Genomic DNA, 22305 nt, shown 5'->3' on the forward strand with positions numbered 1-22305 from the left:
TAAAACCGTCTGTTTATAATCTTATTATAATTCTATCTTAAAGTCTTTTTTTCTTCTTTTTAAAAGTATTATTTTGGCATAGTTATTACTATTAATAATATTTAAAATTTATCCATTATATGCGCCACTTCGTTCTCTCATTTCTATCTTTTTTTACAGTTATTTTTGCATTTGGTCAGATATCTTCAAACCCTCTATTGCATGAAGATGTTGAAGGGCAGCAAAAATGGGTTGATAGTGTGTATAATTCGTTAACTCTAAAAGAAAAAGTTGGACAGTTGTATATGATTATGATTTTTTCTAATCAAGATAAAAAAACAAAAAACGCTAATATAAAACTAATTCAAGATCATAAATTGGGTGGTGTTATTTATTCGCTTGGTGGTCCCGTAAAGCAAGCTAAATTAAACAACGAATTACAAGCCATGTCTAAAGTACCTCTTTTAGTTGGTATGGATGCTGAATGGGGTTTAGGAATGCGTTTAGATTCTACCTATTCGTTTCCGTGGAATATGACACTTGGTGCCATAAAAGATAACAATCTTATTAAGCAAACAGGAAAGTATATTGGCGAGCATTGTAAGCGTTTAGGCGTTCATTTTAATTTTGCACCAGTTACAGATATTAACACCAATCCTAAAAACCCAATAATTGGCAATCGCTCATTTGGAGAAGATAGAGATAATGTTACGGCAAAAGCTTTAGTGTTAATGGAAGGTATGCAAGATGCAGGTGTTTTGGCTAATGCAAAGCATTTCCCAGGACATGGCGATACCGATCAAGATTCACATAAAACATTACCATCAGTTAGTTTTAGTGAAAAACGAATAGATTCAATTGAGTTATATCCATATAAAAAATTAATTAAAGAAGGACTTTCTAGTGTTATGGTAGCGCACTTAAATGTGCCTAGTTTAGAAGCACGTTCTGGCTATCCATCATCACTATCAAAACATATAGTTACAGATATTTTAAAAGAGCGTTTAGGCTTTAAAGGATTGATATTCACAGATGCTTTAAATATGAAAGGTGTAGCAGATTATATAGAACCTGCGATTGATGGTAATACATCTGGGAAATTTGCAACAAGTGGCGAAATAGATTTGGCTGCATTTAAAGCTGGTAATGATGTTTTGCTTATTTCTGAAGATGTTCCTGCTGGTATTTCTAAAATTTCAGAAGCTTATGAGAAAGGTGAGATTACTGAAGAACGTTTAGCGCATTCAGTAAAAAAGGTGCTTCAGGCTAAATATAAAGTCGGATTAAATAATTATAAACCTATTGGATTGTATAATTTACATGAAGATTTGAATAGAATTGAAGACGATGTTTTATATGAAGATCTTATTGAAAATGCTATCACCATTGTAAAGAATAAAAACGATTTGTTGCCCATTCGTCAGTTAGAAACTAAAACTATGGCTTACGTGAAATTGGGAGACGATAGTGGTTTTACATTCTTTAATGAACTAAAAAAATACACTAAAGTTCATGCTATTGAAGCTGAAAAATTGGATGAATTAATGAATAAATTACAACCCTACAATACCGTTGTAATTGGTTTGCATCGCTCTAACGAAAGTCCCTGGAAGCCTCATAAATTTACCGATAAAGAATTAGTTTGGTTACACGAAATAGCTAGAACACATGCTGTAATATTAGATGTTTTTGTAAAACCTTATGCTTTATCAGATTTAAAAACTATTGAGAATATTGAAAGTATTGTAGTTAGTTATCAAAATAGTGAGATTGCTCAACAAAAATCAGCACAACTTATATTTGGTGCTTTTGCAGCAAAAGGCACGCTACCTGTTTCTACAGGTGAATTTTTTAAACAAGGTCATGGTATTAACAATTTTTCAATAAAACGATTAGGATATTCTAGTCCAGAACGTGTGGGTATGAATTCATTAAAATTGAGTAAGATAGATTCTGTGGCTCAAATGGCTGTTGATTCTATGATGACTCCGGGAATTCAACTTTTGGTGGCAAGACGCGGTAAAGTTATTTACAATAAAAACTTCGGAAAACACACTTATAAAGGAAAAGAAAAAGTAGCTTTTGATGATGTTTACGATGTCGCTTCATTAACAAAAATTCTAGCCACATTGCCAGTACTTATGCAAATGGTAGAGCAAGGTATAGTATCTTTAAATAGTAAACTTTCAGAAATTTTACCCGAGTATAAAAAATCTAATAAAAAAGATATTACTATTAAACAGATGCTTTCTCATTATGCGAGATTACGCCCCTGGGAACCCTTTTATTATAAAACACTCGATTCGGTTACAAAACGCCCTAGCTCTAAATATTACAGAAAAGTTAAGAGTGATAAATTTAATATTGAAGTCACTAAAGATTTGTTTTTACGTAGTGATTATAAAGATTCTATTCCTGAGATAATTAAAGATTCTGAATTGTTAGACCGATTAAGATATAGATATAGCGATTTTCCTTATTATATTTTAAAGAAATTTATTGAGAAACATTACGACAAAGGCTTAGATGAAATAGTGCAAAATCATTTTTATGAATCTTTAGGAGCAAATTACACGTTATACAATCCGTATCATAAAATAAGTAATAAAAAGATAGTTCCAACTGAGATTGACGATTACTATCGCTATGAAGAAGTACATGGTTTTGTACATGATATGGGTGCTGCAATGCAAAACGGAGTAGGCGGACATGCTGGTGTTTTTAGTAATGCCAATGACGTTGCTAAAATTATGCAAATGTATTTGCAAAAAGGGTTTTATGGCGGTAAACGGTATTTAAAACCTGAAACTATAGATATGTTTAATACTTGTTATTTTTGTGAAAAGGATAATAGAAGAGGCGTTGGTTTCGATAAACCACAATTAGGAGAAGAAGGACCAACTTGTGGTTGTATATCGATGACGAGTTTTGGGCATTCAGGATTTACTGGTACGTATGCTTGGGCCGATCCAGAAGAAGAAATTATTTATGTGTTTTTAGCAAATAGAACATATCCTAAAGCTGGAAAAAACATATTGTTAAAAAAGAATATAAGAACAGATATTCAACGTTTAATTTACGAAGCGATAGAAGAATAAAGAAGATTTAAGAGAAAAGATACAAGAATAAAGAAATTGTTAAAAGAATAAAGAAATTGTTTGATAAAATCGAATAAATATATCAAATCTTTATTCTTGTATCTATTTTCTTTACTCTGAAAATTTAGAATAAATTTTATGAAAATAGGTATTGTTTGTTATCCAACATTTGGTGGTAGTGGTGTAGTTGCAACCGAACTTGGTTTAGAGTTGTCTAAACGAGGACACGAAATACACTTTATCACCTACAACCAACCAGTTAGATTGGAGTTGTTGAGTAACCATGTGCATTATCATGAAGTAAATGTTCCAGAGTACCCTTTATTTCATTATCAACCATACGAGCTTGCTTTATCGAGTAAATTAGTAGATATGGTAAAGCTTCATGGAATTGAAATTTTACATGTACACTATGCAATTCCACATGCTTATGCAGCTTATATGGCTAAAAAAATGTTGATAGAAGAAAACATTTATGTGCCTATTGTTACCACGTTACATGGTACCGATATTACACTTGTTGGTAGTCATCCATTTTATAAACCAGCAGTTACCTTTAGTATAAACAAATCGGATGCTGTAACAGCAGTTTCGCAGAGTTTAAAAGAGGATACATTGCGCTTATTCGATATTAAAAATGAGATTAGCGTAGTGCCTAATTTTATAGATTTAAGTAAGTATAATGATGGATTTACTGACTGTCAACGTGCTATGATGGCAAATGACGATGAAAAAATTATTACTCATATTAGTAATTTACGAGAAGTAAAACGCGTGCAAGATGTTATTACTGTTTTTTACAATATTCAAAAAGAAATGCCAGCAAAATTAATGCTAGTAGGAGAGGGGCCAGAACGCGAGAGAATGGAATGGCGTTGTCAACAATTAGGTATTACAGACAAGGTTGTTTTCTTTGGAAAAAGCAACGAAATAGATAAAATATTATGTTTTAGTGATTTATTTTTGCTGCCATCTCAAACCGAGAGCTTTGGTTTAGCTGCACTAGAAGCTATGGCATCTGGGGTTCCTGTAATATCTAGTAATACAGGAGGGATTCCAGAAGTAAACGTACATGGTGTTTCTGGATTTTTAAGTGATGTTGGTGATGTTGATGATATGACTAAAAATGCATTACATATTTTAAACAATGAAAACCGATTAGAGACCTTTAAAAATAATGCCAGAAAAGAATCCTTAAAATACGATTTACATAATATTGTACCACAATATGAAGCTATTTACGAAGATACTTTGGCTAAATGTTTGGTACTTTAGGATTTTAAAAAAATAGCTAACTTTTCTTATAAAGCCAAGTTTTGTAAAAAGACACATTAATCATCTTTAGGAAATGTAACATGCTGATAAGCACCTAAGTCTGGTGAAGTAGTTCTGTTTATATTTAAAATATCTGTAGGTATTTGGCTTGAAAACAACACGTTGCCTTTATTTATCGCAGCAGATTCATCACCAATAATAAATTGGTTTAATTCTACATCCTTAAAATTTGGATCTTCATTAAATATATTGTTTTCATAAAGATTTGTGTTTTCCAAATTGTAATTATCTCCAGTAAAATTATTGTTATTGTCTTCAAAACGGATTAAACAATTAGTAAACTTAAAGTTAAAAGTAATTGCTGAGTCTTCAATTTCATCTAATAAAATCTCTGGATTATCATTTCCGTAAATAATACAATTATTAAAGTTAGCTTCGGTTAAGTCTGCAAGAATAGCATTGTTATCTTCATCTGTTACAAAATTGTTTAGCAAAACCGATGGAAATTGCCTAAATCCGTTACTCCAATAATTTGCAATGGTGCAATGTGTAAAATTATAAGTTCCTCCTAATGTTCCCGCAAACGATGATTGTCCAGAATTATTTATAACTACGTTTTCTCCAGTTATAGATGTGTTTCTTCCCAAAATCCCAAAATTACTAGAATTGTAAATTTGAGAATTACTAATTTTAAGCTTTTCTGTCGCACCATTTGGGTTACCATCGCTTAAAATACCAACTGTTGCATTTTTAATTGTAGCGTAGTTTATGCTATTGTTTATGCTGCCATCAAACAGCCAGATAGTTCCCCATTGCCCTGGTGTGTTAGAGAAATTTGATTCTAATCGGTCACCTTCAAAAATAACTTCATTTTCTAACAAATTTTGGTCATTACTAAACGAACCATTAGCATTAAGTGTTGCGCCCTCAGAAACGATTAACCCAGAATTAGAATGAAAGTGTAGGCGTGCGCCAGCATTAATGGTTAGTGTTTCTCCATTGGGTACAGCAGCAAAGCCATATATTACATAAGGTTTTTCGTTGGTAAAGGTTAGTTCGGTATTTAAAAGCTCTCGCCCTTGTAATTCAGTTTCAACTAATTCACCTCCAACATTAAGCGTTAATGTCTCAATAACTTTTGTAGTGTTATCTCTGTTAGGGTAAATAAAAACAGCATCTTGTACAAGGGTTACAAGTTCTACTTTTTGAAGATTTGAGTTGGAGTCGAATTCAATTTGATCGGTATATAAATAATTACCATTTGGATTAGAGAAGTTATTAATGTCAATAGTAGTTTCAACAAAAATAAATATACTGTCTTTAGCTAAAATTTGAATGTTCTCGAATGTTTTACCAGAGATACCATCAACATTTAGTCTGTATTCTGAAGTGTTTCCCAAACCAAGTTTTACTGTAGGAATAACAATGTCATCATCACTTTTATTATAAACTTTTAAGTTATAAGTGCTAGAGCCAATGTTAGTAAAAACAGTATCTAAATAAACGGTGTCTTTAGAAAACTCTAGATTTCCTGTACTTGGAGAAAACTCAAAATCTTTGCGGCAAGAACTCCAAAGAATTAAAAAGCTAATAGTAAAAATAAAATAGAGACTACGTTTCATAAAATTGGATAGACTAATATAATTAACGGCAAAAATAAATAAATATACCTTAGCCGTAAAAATATAACTTTTGAATGTATGAAATAGTATATTAAAGGTATTTCACAAAATTAAAAAGTAGTTTAAACAATTATGGGTATTATGGGAAAGAAAAATTATTTGGTTAGATTTGAACAATTTTTAATTTCTATATTGGCTTTGTTAACAGTTATAATAGTATATTTTTAATTCTATATTATTTTGTTCTGTTAATTATTTATAATAATGAAGCCAACCAAAGACCAGAAGGACAAATTCTAAGTATTATTAGATAAATTTTACGGACGCCTTTTTAATCAAAATAAGAATTTAGTATTAAGTAGTTCGTAAAAATAAAGTTAAAAAAACTTCGAAATATGATAATTTAGGAGTTTTTTTATGGTGTAATGGTAAGTTAATAATGAAGATGTATGCGATTTTTTATTATTAAAAAACCATACAAAAACCATACAAAGTATTTGATAATGTAATAAATACAAGGATTTATACTATATTAGTAACGCAACATTAATTGCTTTACAATTGAAAAATATTTTTTGGGTTACAACATTGTTACATTTCTTTTGCCATTTTTTAGTTAAGGCTCAAGAAATACCTCCTATTGAAATATATACTCCAAAATCGTATCAAGCAGGAAATCAAAACTGGTCAATAGCACAATCAAAGGATAAATATATTTATGTTGCAAACAATAAAGGTTTATTAGAGTTTAACGGTGCTAAATGGCGTTTATACCCATCGCCAAACGAAACAATAATACGATCTGTTAGCGTTTTTAATGATGTTATTTATACAGGTTGTAGTAAAGAATTTGGTTATTGGCAAAGAAATGAGTTTGGAGATTTGTATTATACGTCGCTTTCCAAAAATCTACAAATTGAGTTTCTTGAAGAAGAAGAGTTTTGGAATATTGTAGAGCTTGATAATTATATTCTGTTTCAATCTTTAGAAAGAATTTATATATATAACAAGAGTAATACATCTTATTCATTTATTGATTCAGATACAACCATATACAAAATGTTTAAAGTTAATGGAAGTATATATTTTCAAAAAACAAAGGATGGATTGTATAAGATTGAAAATGGTAAGTCAAAGTTAATTTCCAACAATGATGTATTAAAAAACAATTTATTAGTTAATGTTTTTAATTACAAAGGAAAACTTTTAATTGAAACAGAAGCTAATGGTTTTTATGTTTTTAATAACAATAGACTTAATAAATGGGATATTCCAGCAAACAAGTCGCTGCCTCAAAGTGGCGTTTATAGAAGTACACAATTAAGAGACGGAAGCTTTATACTAGGAACAAGATCTAATGGTATTCTGCATTTAACTTCAGAAGGAGAAATCAATTATCACATTAATATTAAAAGTGGTTTAAGTAATAACACAATACATTCCATTTTTGAAGATTCTGAAAATAATATTTGGTTAGCTTTAGATAATGGAGTTAATTGTGTTAATATTAAATCCCCATTTAGTATCTATAATGATAAAGAAGGGAAAATTGGAACAGTTTACGCATCAGCAGTTTATAATAACTATTTGTATTTAGGTACAAACCAAGGTTTGTATTGTAAACCTATCCTTTCTGATGATGAATTTGAATTTATAGAGGGCACCCAAGGACCGGTTAGATGCTTGGTTAAACTTAATAATTCGTTGTTTTGTGGACACGATACAGGTACTTTTATTGTCAATAAGAATATAGCTGAATTGATTATAGACATACAAGGAACATGGAACATTATTCCTATAAAAAATAATGAAAACTTATTACTCCAAGGTAACTATACTGGGCTTAATGTAATAGCTAATGTAAATGGTAAATGGATATTTAGGAATAAAATTGATGGTTTTGATATCTCAAGCAAGTTTTTTGAGCTTTATAATAACAATATTTTTGTAAGCCACGAATCTAAAGGCGTTTATAAAGTTAAAGTAAATGACGATTTTACGAAAGCAGAACAGGTTGAAAAAGATTCAACGCTTAAAAAAGGATTGAATTCTAGTATTATAAAGCATAATGGTAATATATTTTATGCTTATAAAGAAGGTGTTTTTAAATATAATCCATCAAAAAAAAAGTTCTTTAAAGACTCCATTTTAAGTCAGTTATATTCAAAAAAGGAGTATACGTCTGGTAAGCTTATATCAGATAAAGAGAATAATATTCTTTGGGGTTTTTCAAATAAAAATCTAAATTATGTTTCACCTGGCAAGTTAAGTAGCACTCCTAAAGTTAATAAGATTTCTTTTTCTACATTGCTTCCTAAGGGCCTAACAGGTTACGAAAACATTTCTCATCTGCAAAATAACAAACATTTAATAGGAACATCAACAGGGTATCTTGTTTTAGATTTAGGTAAATTAAATGAAAAAACATATAGTATTTTTATTAATTCAATTTCAACCAACGATTTAAAAGATAGTCTTCAAGTTGTAGATAAGTATATTGAAGGAAGCTTTAAAAGCAAGGATAATAATATTGAATTCTCTTATAGTGTTGCAGAATTTGATAAGTATTTAGATACAGAATATCAATATCAGTTAAAAGGTATTTATCCAGAATGGAGTAGTTGGTCTACAAGCTCTAGTATATTATTTAAAAATTTGTCTTATGGTGATTATGTTTTTAACGTTAGAGCAAAAGTTGGCAATAACATAACCAATAATACCGCTACTTATAGTTTTAAAATAGAAAAACCATGGCATCTATCAAACGAGGCTATTGTTATATACATCTTTTTTGTTTTATTATTTACATCATTAATGCATAATTTGTATAAACGTTATTATAGAAAGCAAAGAGAAAAATTAATACAAAAAGCAGAAAGAGAATTAGAGCTAAAAGAGCTTGAAAATCAGCAACAACTTATGCGTTTTAATAATGAAAAGTTAAGACAAGATATTGAAAGTAAAAATCGTGAGTTGGGTATATCGACAATGAGTTTAATAAAAAAGAATGAGTTTTTAAACAGTATAAAAAAGGAGCTCAAAAATGTTTCAGATAATGATAAAAACTTAAAATCTGTTATTAGAATTATTGATAAAAACCTTAATAATACAGATGATTGGAATGTATTTGAGGAAGCATTTAATAATGCAGACAAGGACTTCCTAAAGAAGATTAAAACAATGCATCCTTCACTAACATCTAACGATTTAAGACTTTGTGCTTATCTTAGGTTAAATCTTTCTTCAAAAGAAATAGCACCTCTGCTTAATATTTCACCAAGAAGTGTTGAAGTTAAAAGATACCGATTAAGGAAAAAGATGGACTTGCCTCACGAATCTAGCTTAACAAATTATATTCTAGAAGTATAGGTATTTTGTGTTAACCATACACACCTATACATTACCACAACATTAAGTAAAAATACTGCGTATTGCTTAATAAATAACAAATAAGAATTCGTTAGTAAAACATTAATATTATTGGAATTTTGGCAATAGAACTTATTTTTTTTTGTCATGTATACTTTTTGTTGGGGTGTAAAATACAGATACTTCAATTGTATGAAGTAATTTTATCTAAACTCAAAAAACTAATTCTATGAGACACAATCTCTTTAAAATTCTAACACTACTTTTTATCACTTATTCTAGTGCGCAAAATGTAAGTGTTAGTGGAAATGTACAAGACGATACAAGTTTTCCTATACCAGGAGCTAATGTATTGGTTAAAGGTACAAGTAAGGGAACCGTAACAGATTTTGATGGTAATTTCACCATTAATGATGTTCAAGTTGGTTCAACACTTATTTTTAGTTATGTAGGCTATATAACGCAAGAAGTTGTTGTGGCCAATAGCAATAATCTAAACATTCAATTACAACCAGACATTGCTCAATTAAATGAGGTGATAGTAATTGGTTATGGTACACAAACTAAAAAAGAGATTACAGGAGCAGTTTCTGTAGTCGGATCAGAAACTATTGAAAAGCTTAAACCAACTCGTATTGAGCAAGCATTACAAGGTCAAGTTGCTGGGGTAAATATTACAACTAATTCAGGATCTCCAGGTGGAGGCTCAACAATTAGTATTAGAGGTGTATCTACAAATGGAGACAGTCGTCCTTTAATTTTAGTTGATGGTAACGTTGTTGAAGATTTAAGTGTTGTAAACCCAAATGATATTGAAAGCATGAACATCCTTAAAGATGCTACTGCTGGTATTTATGGGGTTAGAGCAGCAAATGGTGTAATTCTTATAACCACTAAAACTGGACGAAAAGAAATGCCGCTTACAGTCGAGTATAATGCTTATACCGGATTTCAGCAAACAACTCGTAAAATGCCTGTATTAAATGCAACAGAATATGGCGTAATAGTTAATGAAGCTTACGCTGCTGCTGGTAGTACACCACCATTTACTAATTTAGCTGAATTAGGAGTTGGTACTAATTGGCAAGATGAAGTTTTTCAATCTGCTCCAATTCATAGTCATAATATTACGTTTAAAGGCGGTAAAGTAAAATCCTCATATTCTTATAGTGGGTCATTTTTAAAACAAAATGGTATTGTAGGTGGGAGTAAATCCAATTTTACACGTTTTACAAATAGCGCAAGTTATAATTTAGATTTTTTAGAAAATTTTAAATTCAAATCTGGACTTACTTTAACTAGAACAAACAGGCAAAGTCTTCCAGAAAATGCTTTAGGGTCTGTGCTTTTTAACGCCTTAAATATGGCGCCTAATATTTCTGTAAGAGATGAAAACGGAGACTTTTCGTTAGCAGATGGTTTAGGCGGCGAGGTTATTAATCCGCTAGCTCAAATGGCTAATACACATAACAGGAATAAGGTAATGAAGCTTAACGGATTTGCAGGATTATCGTATAACTTTTTAGAGCACTTTACAGCAGAAACAAATATACAGTTTAATTATGCCGAGGTAATAGGTTTTTCTTTCGACCCGATTGATTATTACGGTGTAGGAAAGGTTTTTAATACTGTAAGAAGTGGTGTTTTTGAAGGCTTTAGTATATTTAGAGATTACACATTTGATGGTTTTGTTAAATATGAGAATACATTTAATGACACACACAAGCTTAATGTACTTTTAGGCACATCTATTATAAAAACAACAGGAGAATTTTCTGGTTTTACAGCAAATGATGTTCTTAATAACGACGTAGCTAATGCTAGTGTAGCTCAAGCTTCAAATCAAGAAAATATATATGCTGAGCGTGGTAGTAATCCAACTTTTGATAGTAGATTATTGTCTTATTTTACAAGACTACAATACGATTACAAAGGCAAATATTTATTTTCTGCTGTATTACGTAGAGATGGTTCAACCAAATTTGGACCTGAAAACAAATTCGGTTACTTCCCTTCTGGGTCTATAGGTTGGGTAGCATCAGATGAAAATTTCTTAAAGGATAACAAGTTTTTTGATTTGCTAAAAGTTAGAGCATCTTATGGAATCTTAGGAAATGATAGAATTGGTGATTATAGATTTGTGTCTTTGTTAAATGGTGAAGGAACTTACATCTTTAATGATGAAGAAGTTTTTGGTGTAGCTAGTGGCCCAATTTCAAATCCTTTAATTAAATGGGAAAAACAAAAAACATTAGATATTGGTTTAGATATACGTTTTTTAAATAATAAAGTAGACATAACTACTGATTATTTTAAAAGAAGAACAGAAGATTTATTAGTATCTCCTCAAATATCCGGATTACTTGGTACTGGTGCTCCGCCATTTGTTAATGCAGGTATTGTTGAAAATACAGGTATTGAATTTGCTATTGGTTATTCTGATAACCTAAATGATAACTTTAAATTTAGTATTAAGTACAATGTTACTGCTATAAAAAACGAAGTGGTTTCGGTAAGTGGAGATGACGAATTTCTTGAAGGTGGTGGTTTTGGAATATCCCAACCTGCAATATCTAGAATGGAAGCAGGGTTCCCAATGGGTTATTTTGTAGGATATCAAACAGACGGAATTTTTCAAAATCAAAACGAGATTGATAATGCTGCAGTAACAGATGTTACACCACAACCTGGAGATTTTAAGTTTGTAGATCAAAATGGAGATGGTGTTATCGATTTAGACGATAGAGTAGATTTAGGTAACCCTTTACCAGCAGCTACAATGGGTTTAAATATATCTATAGATTATAAAAATTGGGATTTTGCCGCTTATGCATTTGCCTCGGTAGGAAATGAGATTGTTCGTAATTACGAACGTAATCAGCAATTAGTAAATAAACCAAATTTTTATTTAAACCGTTGGACAGGAGAAGGTACAAGTAATACATCTCCAAGAGTAACTAATGGAGCAACATCAAACACTGTTTTTTCTGATTTTTATGTTGAAGATGGTTCGTTTGTTCGCTTGCAGAATGCTCAAATAGGATATACATTTTCTAGCGATGCTGAAGATCCTACATTCGATAAATTTCGTGTTTACCTATCAGGAAGTAATTTATTTACATTAACTGAATATAGTGGTTACGATCCTACTGCTGGTACAGGTGCGCCAATTGGAGGAGGAATAGATCAAGGTTTTTATCCAACTGCTCGCACAATTTTATTAGGAGTTAACGTAAAATTTTAATTAAGTATTATGAAAAATTTAAAAATTATATATAGTCTATTTGCATTTTTTATCGTGCTTTCTTGCAGTGATGATTTTGTAAATGTAGACTCTGAAGACAGAAATTCTGAAGCCTTTTTTAATACTGAAAAAGATTATCAGGATGCACTAGTTGCAGCTTATGATTATTTGCAAACAACAGCGAAGTTTTATCAATTTGCAGAAATAGCATCAGATAATACTTTATGCGGTGGAGAAAGTGCAATTGACTCACCTTATATTCAACAAATAGATGATATGATTCATTCGGCAGTTGGTCAGAGTGATGGTGGATTAAGAACAATGTGGCAATGGATGTACGAAGCAGTGAACCGTTGTAATTATATTATGGAGTTTCAAGATAAAACTGATTTTCCAAATAAAACAAGTGTTATCGCTCAAACAAGGTTTTTAAGAGCTTACTATAATTTCATATTGGTGAAGTGGTGGGGCGATGTGCCAATGTTGATAGATAAACGTATTCAATTTGGAGACCAATTTGAAATTGATAGAACACCTAAAGCTGAAGTTTATACTTTAATTGAGCAAGATTTAATCTTTGCCGCAGCCAATTTGCCTTATGTGCAAAGCGAAACTGGTAGAGTTACAAAAGGTGCTGCACAAGGCATGTTAGGTAAAGTATATCTATATCAAGATAAATTTCCTGAAGCAGCAACAGTATTAGAAGACTTAATAAATAATGGTCCTCATCGTTTGTTAACATCGGCGGAATATCCTAATCTATTTGAACGCGATTGGGAAAACAATATTGAATCTGTTTTCGAAGTACAATATTCTGATGTTGAAGGTGGGTCTTTCGATTGTTTCCAATGTCTTGAAGGTAACTATTCTGTGTATTTTAATGGCCCAAGAGGCTTTGTTGATGGTGCAGAAAAATTTGATGCTGGTTATAGTTTTAATGTACCAGTTCAAGAAGTTGTTGATGCTTTTGAGCCAGGAGATTTGCGCTTAGAATATTCAATATTAGATATCGAACAATATATAGCAGATAATCCAGGCTCTTCTTATCAAGAAGATGCAGGTTATGAGCAAACAGGTTATTTTAACAGAAAGTATATAGCACGTTTAGGAGATAATAACTTTAGCGATGCTGCACTAACAAATCCTGATAATTACAGAGCTTTAAGATTTGCAGATGTTTTGTTAATGGCTGCAGAAGCTTTAAATAGAGGGAGTATTAGTGATACAAGAGCACAAGGTTATTTAAACCGAGTACGTAATAGAGCTATGTTAGGAGATGTAACAACAACCGGATCTAATTTAACTAACGATATTTATAAAGAACGTCGTGTAGAGTTAGTTGGCGAAGGGCATCGTTTTTTCGATTTAGTAAGAACGGGTAGAGCAGCTCAAGAAATAGACGGATTCCAGACAGGAAAGCATGAACTTTTTCCAATTCCTATTGAAGAGATATTGTTAACAGGTAACCGATGGGATAATAATCCAGGATATTAAAATTAAAAAATTAGATATGAAAACATTAAAATATATAATGAGTTTTGCTTTGGTCTTCTTTATAAGTTGCGCCGAAGATGATAACGATTTAAGTTTTGTTGATAGAATTTCTCAACCAACAAATGTTTCAGCGTTATTTCAAATAACACAAGATAACACAGGGTTGGTTACTATTACACCAAATTCTGACGGAGGTGCGACATACAATATTACGTTTGGAGATAATACCGAAACGCCTGCTATTGTAAAGCAAGGAGGAACTATAGAACATACTTATGCCGAAGGCACTTATACAGTAAATATTGAAGCCGTTGCTCTTAATGGTCTAAAAGCTTTTATTGATCAAGAATTGGTAGTATCCTTTAATGCACCAGAAAATTTAGCGGTAACAATTGAAAATGATGCAGCAATTTCGAAACAAGTTAATGTAACTGCAACAGCAGATTTCGCCATGTCATTTGAAGTAGATTTTGGTGATGGATCAGATGTTGTGCAAGCAAATATTGGTGAAGTTGCTTCACATATTTATCAAGATGCAGGATTGTATACAATAGTTGTTACAGTAATGGGTGGAGCAATTGAGACAACTACATATACTGAAACTGATTTTGAAGTTACTGCTATAGTACAGCCACTTGCTTCTGCTCCTTCACAACCTTTTAGAGCAGTAGAGGATGTTATTTCAATTTTCAGTGGTGATTATGATGATGTTCCTGGAACTGATTTTATTCCATATTGGGGTCAAGTTAATGATGGATATGCTGCTAAAGATGACTTTGATTTAAATGGAGATTTAATGCTTCAATATACTAATTTATCGTATCAAGGAATCCAGATAGGATCCCCTCAAGATGTTTCTAACATGGAAATGCTTCATTTAGATGTTTGGACTGCAGATGATATTAATGCTAAAATATCTCCAATAAGCTCAGGGCCAAATGAATTTGCTTACGATTTAACTTTAACAGCACAACAATGGACTTCTTTTGATATTCCATTGTCATTCTTTACAGATGGAAATCCTTTAGTAGATTTAACAGATCTTATTCAATTCAAATTTGATGGTGTTCCTTCAGGAGCAGGTACAATTTTTGTAGATAATATATATTTCTGGAAAGAGCCATCTGCACAAGGAGGTCCAATTCTTTTTGATGACTTTGAAGGTAACGGGAACATTAGTACTTGGGCTGGTGATGGTGCAGGAATGGATAACGCTTTTGCAAATCCATTTGTTGATGCCAATAACGGTTCAGCAACTGTTTTAGAGTATAACGATACAGGAGGGCAATTTGCTAATGTTCGTTTTGATGCAGCTTCAAACTTTGATTTAACAGGTGGCAATAGTTCATTTACATTAAAAATTTATGTGCCATCTTCTAGTATATCAGGAGCTCAACCAAATCAAATTTCTTTAAAACTTCAAGACGGTACCGTAGCAGAACCATGGGTTTTACAATCAGAAATTATTAAGCCAATTGTATTAGATGTATGGCAAGAGGTTACATTTGATTTTGCTACTGATATAATTGGTGGTCAAGCTGATCCAGTTAATAGAACAGACTTTAACAGAGTTGTATTGCAAGTTAATTCAGAAAACAATAATGATACTGTTGTAGCATATATAGATGATTTTTCTTATGGATTTTTACCAACAGTAGATACAGCTCCGTTTGCAACAGATGATTTTGAAGGAAACGGAACCATTACTACTTGGGCTGGTGATGGTGCTGGAATGGACAACGCATTTGCCAACCCATTTGTTGATGCCAATAACGGTTCGGCAACGGTATTAGAGTATAACGATACAGGAGGGCAATTTGCTAATGTACGTTTTGATGTAACTCCTAATTTTGATTTACAAGCAAAAAGCAAGTTTACATTAAAAATTTATGTACCATCATCAAGTATATCAGGAACTCAACCAAATCAAATTTCTTTAAAACTTCAAGACGGTACCGTAGCAGAACCATGGGTTTTACAAACAGAAATTGTTAAGCCAATTGTATTAGATGCATGGCAAGAGATTTCATTTGATTTTGCAAATGATACCAGTGGTGGTCAAGCTGATCCACTTAGTAGAACAGATTTTAACAGAGTTGTATTGCAGGTTAATTCAGAAAACAATACGGATACTGTTATAGCGTATATAGATGATTTCAATTACCATAATTAAAAAAATAATAAAAGATGAAAAACTTAAAATATAATGCAGGGCTTTTTCTGTTATTAGCTTTGTTAATTAGCGGTTGTCAAGAAGACGATTTTCAAGTGGGAGAGATTATTACACCTTCCAGCATTGAAATTGCTATCGATATTGTTGGAGCAGATGCTACTAATCCTAACGGAGATGGTAGCGGAGAGGTTAACTTAGTCGCTTCTGCTTCTAATGCAATTTCTTATCAATTTGTTTATAATAACAATACAACTTCAGCACCATCTGGTAAACAGACTTACGAGTTTGTTGTGTTAGGATTAAACACATATTCAGTAACAGTTATTGCTTTTGGTACTGGTGGCGCTTCTGCTAGTAAAACAATTGAAATTGAGGTGTTATCATTATATGATGCTCCTGCAGATTTAAAAGAAATGTTACACGCCAACGGTGAACGTGTTTGGAGGATTAAAGCAGAAGGAAAACCTCACTTTGGATTAGGACCTCCTGGAGGTTTTACCCCTGGAGAGTGGTTTTCAGCTGAACCAGACTCTAAAGCAGGTGTTGGGATGTATGATGACAGATATGTTTTTAATGTAGATGGCACTTTTACACACATGACCTCGGGCGATGTTTTTGGACGTGATCCATTAATCAACGAATTAGGTGGCACTGGAGGCGGAACTGTTGATGGCGCCGATATATTAAACTATGGTTTTGATGATTATTCTGAACAATGGACTTTAAGCGCTCCTGGAGGGGTTGAAACAATTAACTTAACAGGAACAGCTTTCATAGGATATTATACAGGCGGAAACCATAAATACAGAATATTTGAACGTTCAGCTAACGAAATGATTTTAAGTACCCTTGATGGAAACGGCGAGTTTGAATGGTGGTTTACATTAGTTCCAGAATAATATTAAGTGTTAATTAAATAGCAAAAGAAGGAGTTTATAATTAAAAATTACTACTCCTTCTTCTGGATATATACACTTCATCTATATAATGAACTCATCTTGACTTTTTGTTTTTAACCGAAAAGGAGTTGGAATTTGTTCAGATGAGACATTTTTTGAAAGGCATAGCATCACTATGCATAAAAAAAGTAACGAAATATGGACGAATTTCAGTCATTTTTTAGGAAATAGAAAAAGTCAAGATGAGTTCAATCATAAGTTTTTAATAGAAATGAAAAAGATTAAGCAAATATGTGTTTTATTAGTATTTTCTTTACTTGCAAGTGTTTTTTATACTTGCTCAAGTTCTGGGGATGATATAGCTGAACCTGAAGTAATTTTACCTTCTAATTTAGTTATAACAATTGATGTTGTTGGTAAAGATGCTGCACATCCAAATGGAGATGGAACTGGAGTAATAAATATTGAAGCCTCAGCAACCAATGCTGTAAAATATGGTTTTAAGTTTGAAAACAATGCTGAGCAGCAAAACACAAATGGTAAATCTCAGTTTACTTATACAAATTTAGGAACAAACACCTACAACTTTACAGTATATGCCTATTCAAGCACTAATAATTCTGTTAATGTTGTTAAATCTGTTACTGTTTTTGTTGAGAGTCAAGTACAAGCAATCATTCCTTCTAATTTATCTATAACTACAAATATTGTAGGAGCCGATACTAATAACCTTTATGGTGATGGTTCTGGAGTTGTAAATTTTATTGCAACAGCAACCGATGCTGTGTCATACGGATTTGTTATTGATAACGAAATAGAGCAACAAAGTACAGACGGAACATATCAATACACTTTTAATAATGTTGAAGGCATTGAGAATCACGAAATAAAAGTATTTGCCTATTCTAGTACTGATGATTCGATAGATACAAATGAAACAGTGCCAGTGGCATTTTATAATGGAGCACTTCCTTTTTGGGCTGATGAATTTTTTGAAAGTGGAGCTCCAAACCCTGAAAATTGGAATTATAATCTTGGTACCGGAACCAACGGTTGGGGAAATAATGAAGAACAAACCTATACTAATAATGCAGAGAATGTGATTGTTGAAGAAGGTTTACTTAAAATAACAGCAAAAAAAGATAATACAGTTGGATATACCTCTGCTCGTATAAAGTCTCAAAGCTTAAAAGAGTTTACCTATGGTACTGTTAAAGTGCGTGCTAAATTACCAGCTGCACAAGGTACATGGCCTGCTATTTGGATGCTAGGTGCAAATTTTGGTTCTGTGGGTTGGCCAGCTTGTGGAGAAATTGATATTATGGAACAAACAGGTGCTAACAAAACCGAATATTTTTCAACATTACATTGGTCCAATAGCGGAAATTATGCGAGTTACGGAACTGATCATCCAAATTACCCTGGAGATAATATTCCAGTTCCAGATGCAACTACATCATTTCGGGTTTATACAATGGAATGGACAGAAACCGCATTAACGTTTTATGTTGATGATGAGTTAGTAAATAAATTTGTAATGGATAATAATTCAAGTCTTCCATTTAATTCAGATTTTTTCTTCATTCTTAATATTGCAATGGGTGGTACTTTAGGAGGAACAATAGATTCTGGGTTTACACAAGATACCATGGAAATAGACTATGTTAGGGTATATAAATAAAGTTATAGTTAATGAATAATACGATTTCAATAGAAGATAAAACAGTTTCAAACCAGACTCAAAATGTAAAGGGTGAATTGGTAAATTTTGATGGTGAAACCTATTATAAGATTTCTAACAGTGATGCTATGCGCCCATTTTTTATGAGTATAGTTAGTGACTCTAATCATTGGATGTTTATATCTAGTAACGGTGGGTTATCAGCAGGAAGAAAAAATTCAGAATCCTCATTATTCCCCTATTATACCGATGATAAAATAACAGAACTTGCCGATATTACTGGTAGCAAAACCATCTTTCAAATTCATATAAAAGGAAAATCTTATGTATGGGAACCTTTTTCTGAAAGACAAACAGGACTTCATCAAATTACCAGAAATATATATAAAAACTGTTATGGAAATAAAGTTGTTTTTGAGGAAGTTAATAAAGATTTAAGGCTAACGTTTAGGTACCAATGGAACTCCAGTAATCAATTTGGTTTTGTTAAGAAATCTACAATTCAAAATAACTCGGATAAAAATATAAACATAACGTGTTTAGATGGATTGCAAAATATTTTACCATCTGGAGTCACTTCAGATATGCAAAACTCGTATAGTAATTTAGTTGATGCTTATAAAAAAAGCGAATTACTATCAGATGTTGGTTTAGGTGTTTTCTCATTAAGTGCTATTATTGTTGATAAAGCAGAGCCAAGTGAAGCCTTAAAAGCAAACACGGTTTGGTCTGTTGGTGTTAAAAATCCAACTTATTTAATATCATCCTCACAACTTAATAATTTCAGAAAAGGATATGAGATACTGCAAGAAGAAGATATTAGGGCTGAAAAAGGTGCATATTTAACAGTTTCAGATTTTGAATTGCAAGCAAATTCAGAAGAAAACTGGATGTTTGTTGCTAATGTAAATCAAAATATTTCAGGAATTACTCAAATTTCCGAACTCATAAAAAATGAAAATAATGTAGTTCATCTTATCGAAAATGATATTGAATTAGGTACAAAAAACCTAATAAAATTAACTGAAGCTTCCGATGGTTTACAATTAACCGAAGATTCATTAATAAATACAAGACACTTTGCAAATACGCTTTTTAATATTATGCGTGGGGGTATTTTTGATGATAATTATAATATAGAAAAACAAGATTTTGTAAAATATATTTTAAAAGCGAATAAAGACGTATTCCATAAAAAACAGAAAACATTAAATGCTTTACCAGAAAATTTTTCGTTAAAGAATATAAAAGATTTTGCAGAAAAAAGTGAAGACAAAGATTTTAAACGTCTTTGTTTTGAGTATTTACCATTAAAATTTAGCAGGAGACATGGCGACCCAAGTAGACCTTGGAACAAGTTTTCAATAAATACCAAAAGTGAAATTGATGGCTCTAAAATTTTAGATTACGAAGGCAATTGGCGCGATATTTTCCAAAATTGGGAAGCGCTTGCACATGCGTATCCAGAATTTATTGAAGGTATGATTCATAAGTTTTTAAACGCCACAACGTTTGAAGGTTATAATCCATACCGAGTTACAAAAGGAGGTTTTGATTGGGAAGTTATTGAAGAAGACGACCCGTGGTCTTACATAGGTTATTGGGGCGATCATCAAATTATATACCTTTTAAAATTCTTAGAATTTATAGAAAAGCATTATCCAAACAGATTAGAAAAACTATTCAATCAAGATATTTTTGTTTATGCCAATGTGCCTTATAAAATTAAGAGCTATCAAGACATTTTATTAAACCCTAAAGACACCATTGATTTTGATTATAAATTAAACACAAAAATCAATGAAAAAAGGCAACAGTTAGGAGCAGATGGGGCATTGCTTACAGACAAAAACGCATCGATATACAAAGTTAATTTAATTGAAAAATTATTAGCAACTGTATTGGCAAAAGTCTCTAATTTTATTCCAGAAGCGGGTATTTGGTTAAACACACAACGACCAGAATGGAACGATGCTAACAACGCTTTAGTTGGCAATGGGGTATCTATGGTAACGCTTTACTATTTAAGACGTTTTTTAGAGTTTTTTGAAAAGGTAATTTCAAACTCAACTACTAAGTCTGTTGAAATTTCAGAAGAATTAAACGTGTTTTTTAACGAAGTTGTTTCAACTTTTGAAAAGAATAAACACATACTTGCTAACGAGATTTCTAACAAAGACAGAAAAACTATTTTAGACGGTTTAGGAAACGCGGGGAGTAATTACAGAAGCACCATTTATAATAATGGTTTTTCAAGCAAAAAAACTACAATCCAAAAAAATGATTTACAAGTATTTTTAAATGTCATCAATAAATATATAGAGCATACAATTAATGCTAACAAACGAGCAGACAATTTATACCATGCCTATAATTTAATGACAGTTGAAAATAATGAAGAAGTTTCTATTTCATACTTGCCCGAAATGTTAGAGGGGCAAGTAGCCGTTTTAAGTTCAGGGTATTTATCGCCAAAAGAAGCATTAAATTTATTAGACGGATTAAAAAATAGCGCATTGTTTAGAGCAGACCAATACAGCTATATTTTATATCCAAATAAAGACTTGCCAAGGTTTGATAAAAAGAATAATATTCCAGATGAAAACGTTGAGAAATCTCAATTATTAAAACAATTAATTGATGATGGAAACACACAGATTATTGAAAAAGATATTTTAGGAAACTTCCATTTCAACGGAAACTTTAATAATGCGAATAGTTTAAAAGAAGCCTTAAGCAATTTATCAGATAAAAAATATAAATCACTTATTGAAAAAGATACACAATTCTTATTAGATATATTTGAAGATGTCTTTAATCATAAAGCTTTTACAGGGCGCTCAGGAACATTTTTTGGGTACGAAGGTTTAGGCTCAATTTATTGGCACATGGTTTCTAAATTATTGTTGGCGGTTCAAGAAAATGTTCTGTTAGCTATTAATACAAATGAAAGTGATGAAATAACAGGGCGACTTTTAGACCACTATTACGAAATTCAAGCAGGTGTTGGAGTGCATAAATCACCAGAATTATATGGCGCATTTCCAACCGACCCGTATTCGCATACGCCAGCAACAAAAGGCGCACAACAACCAGGAATGACAGGACAAGTAAAAGAAGATGTGTTAAGCAGACTTGGAGAATTAGGTGTTTTTGTAAATGATGGAAAACTATTTTTTAACCCACAATTATTACAGAAAAGAGAATTTTTAAAATCACCAAAATCATTCAAATACACAGCTATTAATAAGGAAGTAGAAACAATTGAGTTGGATGCAGATTCATTGTGTTTTACATATTGTCAAATCCCGATTGTATATAAACTTTCAGATAGTCAAGCATTAAAAGCCATGTTAAATGATGGTTTAATTTTAGAATTTGAAAATCTAAAATTAGATACAGAAACAAGTCAGAAAATTTTTAAACGCACGGGAGAGATTAAGCAAATAATAGTGTCGCTAAAAAAATAAG

At 31.7% G+C, this 22305-nt stretch carries 10 protein-coding genes; 9 read left to right on the forward strand and 1 reads right to left on the reverse strand.

Annotated elements, in window-relative coordinates:
* Positions 1–119 precede the first annotated feature (119 nt).
* Together RG22_RS14770 and bshA are read left to right on the forward strand one after the other, a co-directional pair.
* Positions 120–3077, forward strand: coding sequence for a serine hydrolase domain-containing protein (locus RG22_RS14770; RefSeq protein WP_034044658.1), 2958 nt, complete (start codon positions 120–122; stop codon positions 3075–3077).
* Positions 3078–3215: 138 nt separating this feature from the next.
* A complete protein-coding gene (gene bshA, locus RG22_RS14775) occupies positions 3216–4352 on the forward strand; it encodes an N-acetyl-alpha-D-glucosaminyl L-malate synthase BshA (RefSeq protein WP_034044660.1) in 1137 nt (378 codons plus the stop codon).
* 56 nt (positions 4353–4408) lie between these two features.
* Here the strand turns inward: bshA and RG22_RS14780 are convergent, their stop codons facing one another.
* The gene (locus RG22_RS14780; protein ID WP_034044662.1) at positions 4409–5974 is read right to left on the reverse strand and encodes a hypothetical protein; all 1566 of its coding nucleotides are present in this window, start codon (positions 5972–5974) and stop codon (positions 4409–4411) included.
* 561 nt (positions 5975–6535) lie between these two features.
* Here RG22_RS14780 and RG22_RS14785 point away from each other — a divergent pair.
* The 7 genes from RG22_RS14785 to RG22_RS14815 all read left to right on the forward strand — a co-directional run bounded on the left by RG22_RS14785 (position 6536) and on the right by RG22_RS14815 (position 22304).
* Positions 6536–9343: a helix-turn-helix and ligand-binding sensor domain-containing protein gene (locus RG22_RS14785; protein WP_244462153.1), complete on the forward strand. Its 2808-nt coding sequence runs from the start codon at positions 6536–6538 to the stop codon at positions 9341–9343.
* A gap of 229 nt (positions 9344–9572) precedes the next feature.
* Entirely contained in the window at positions 9573–12587 is a 3015-nt protein-coding gene (locus RG22_RS14790; RefSeq protein ID WP_034044664.1) for a SusC/RagA family TonB-linked outer membrane protein, read from the forward strand.
* Positions 12588–12596: 9 nt separating this feature from the next.
* Positions 12597–14081: a RagB/SusD family nutrient uptake outer membrane protein gene (locus RG22_RS14795; RefSeq protein WP_034044666.1), complete on the forward strand. Its 1485-nt coding sequence runs from the start codon at positions 12597–12599 to the stop codon at positions 14079–14081.
* 16 nt (positions 14082–14097) lie between these two features.
* Positions 14098–16254, forward strand: a complete 2157-nt coding sequence (locus tag RG22_RS14800; protein WP_156113395.1) for a PKD domain-containing protein — start codon at positions 14098–14100, stop codon at positions 16252–16254.
* Between the two features lie 14 nt (positions 16255–16268).
* Positions 16269–17153, forward strand: coding sequence for a hypothetical protein (locus tag RG22_RS14805; protein ID WP_034044667.1), 885 nt, complete (start codon positions 16269–16271; stop codon positions 17151–17153).
* Positions 17154–17328: 175 nt separating this feature from the next.
* On the forward strand, positions 17329–18834 hold the full coding sequence (locus RG22_RS14810; protein WP_052143766.1) for a glycoside hydrolase family 16 protein: 1506 nt from the start codon (positions 17329–17331) through the stop codon (positions 18832–18834).
* Between the two features lie 11 nt (positions 18835–18845).
* Entirely contained in the window at positions 18846–22304 is a 3459-nt protein-coding gene (locus tag RG22_RS14815) for a hypothetical protein (protein WP_052143767.1), read from the forward strand.
* Position 22305 lies beyond the last annotated feature (1 nt).

It is taken from the genome of Wocania ichthyoenteri Th78 (assembly GCF_000789235.1).
GTDB lineage: Bacteria > Bacteroidota > Bacteroidia > Flavobacteriales > Flavobacteriaceae > Wocania_A > Wocania_A ichthyoenteri.

Bases quoted from the DNA above. Each gene is read 5' to 3' on its own strand.
- RG22_RS14770 (WP_034044658.1), top strand. From the start codon at position 120: ATGCGCCACTTCGTTCTCTCATTTCTATCTTTTTTTACAGTTATTTTT.
- bshA (WP_034044660.1), top strand. From the start codon at position 3,216: ATGAAAATAGGTATTGTTTGTTATCCAACATTTGGTGGTAGTGGTGTA.
- RG22_RS14780 (WP_034044662.1), bottom strand. From the start codon at position 5,974: ATGAAACGTAGTCTCTATTTTATTTTTACTATTAGCTTTTTAATTCTT.
- RG22_RS14790 (WP_034044664.1), top strand. From the start codon at position 9,573: ATGAGACACAATCTCTTTAAAATTCTAACACTACTTTTTATCACTTAT.
- RG22_RS14795 (WP_034044666.1), top strand. From the start codon at position 12,597: ATGAAAAATTTAAAAATTATATATAGTCTATTTGCATTTTTTATCGTG.
- RG22_RS14800 (WP_156113395.1), top strand. From the start codon at position 14,098: ATGAAAACATTAAAATATATAATGAGTTTTGCTTTGGTCTTCTTTATA.
- RG22_RS14805 (WP_034044667.1), top strand. From the start codon at position 16,269: ATGAAAAACTTAAAATATAATGCAGGGCTTTTTCTGTTATTAGCTTTG.
- RG22_RS14810 (WP_052143766.1), top strand. From the start codon at position 17,329: ATGCATAAAAAAAGTAACGAAATATGGACGAATTTCAGTCATTTTTTA.
- RG22_RS14815 (WP_052143767.1), top strand. From the start codon at position 18,846: ATGAATAATACGATTTCAATAGAAGATAAAACAGTTTCAAACCAGACT.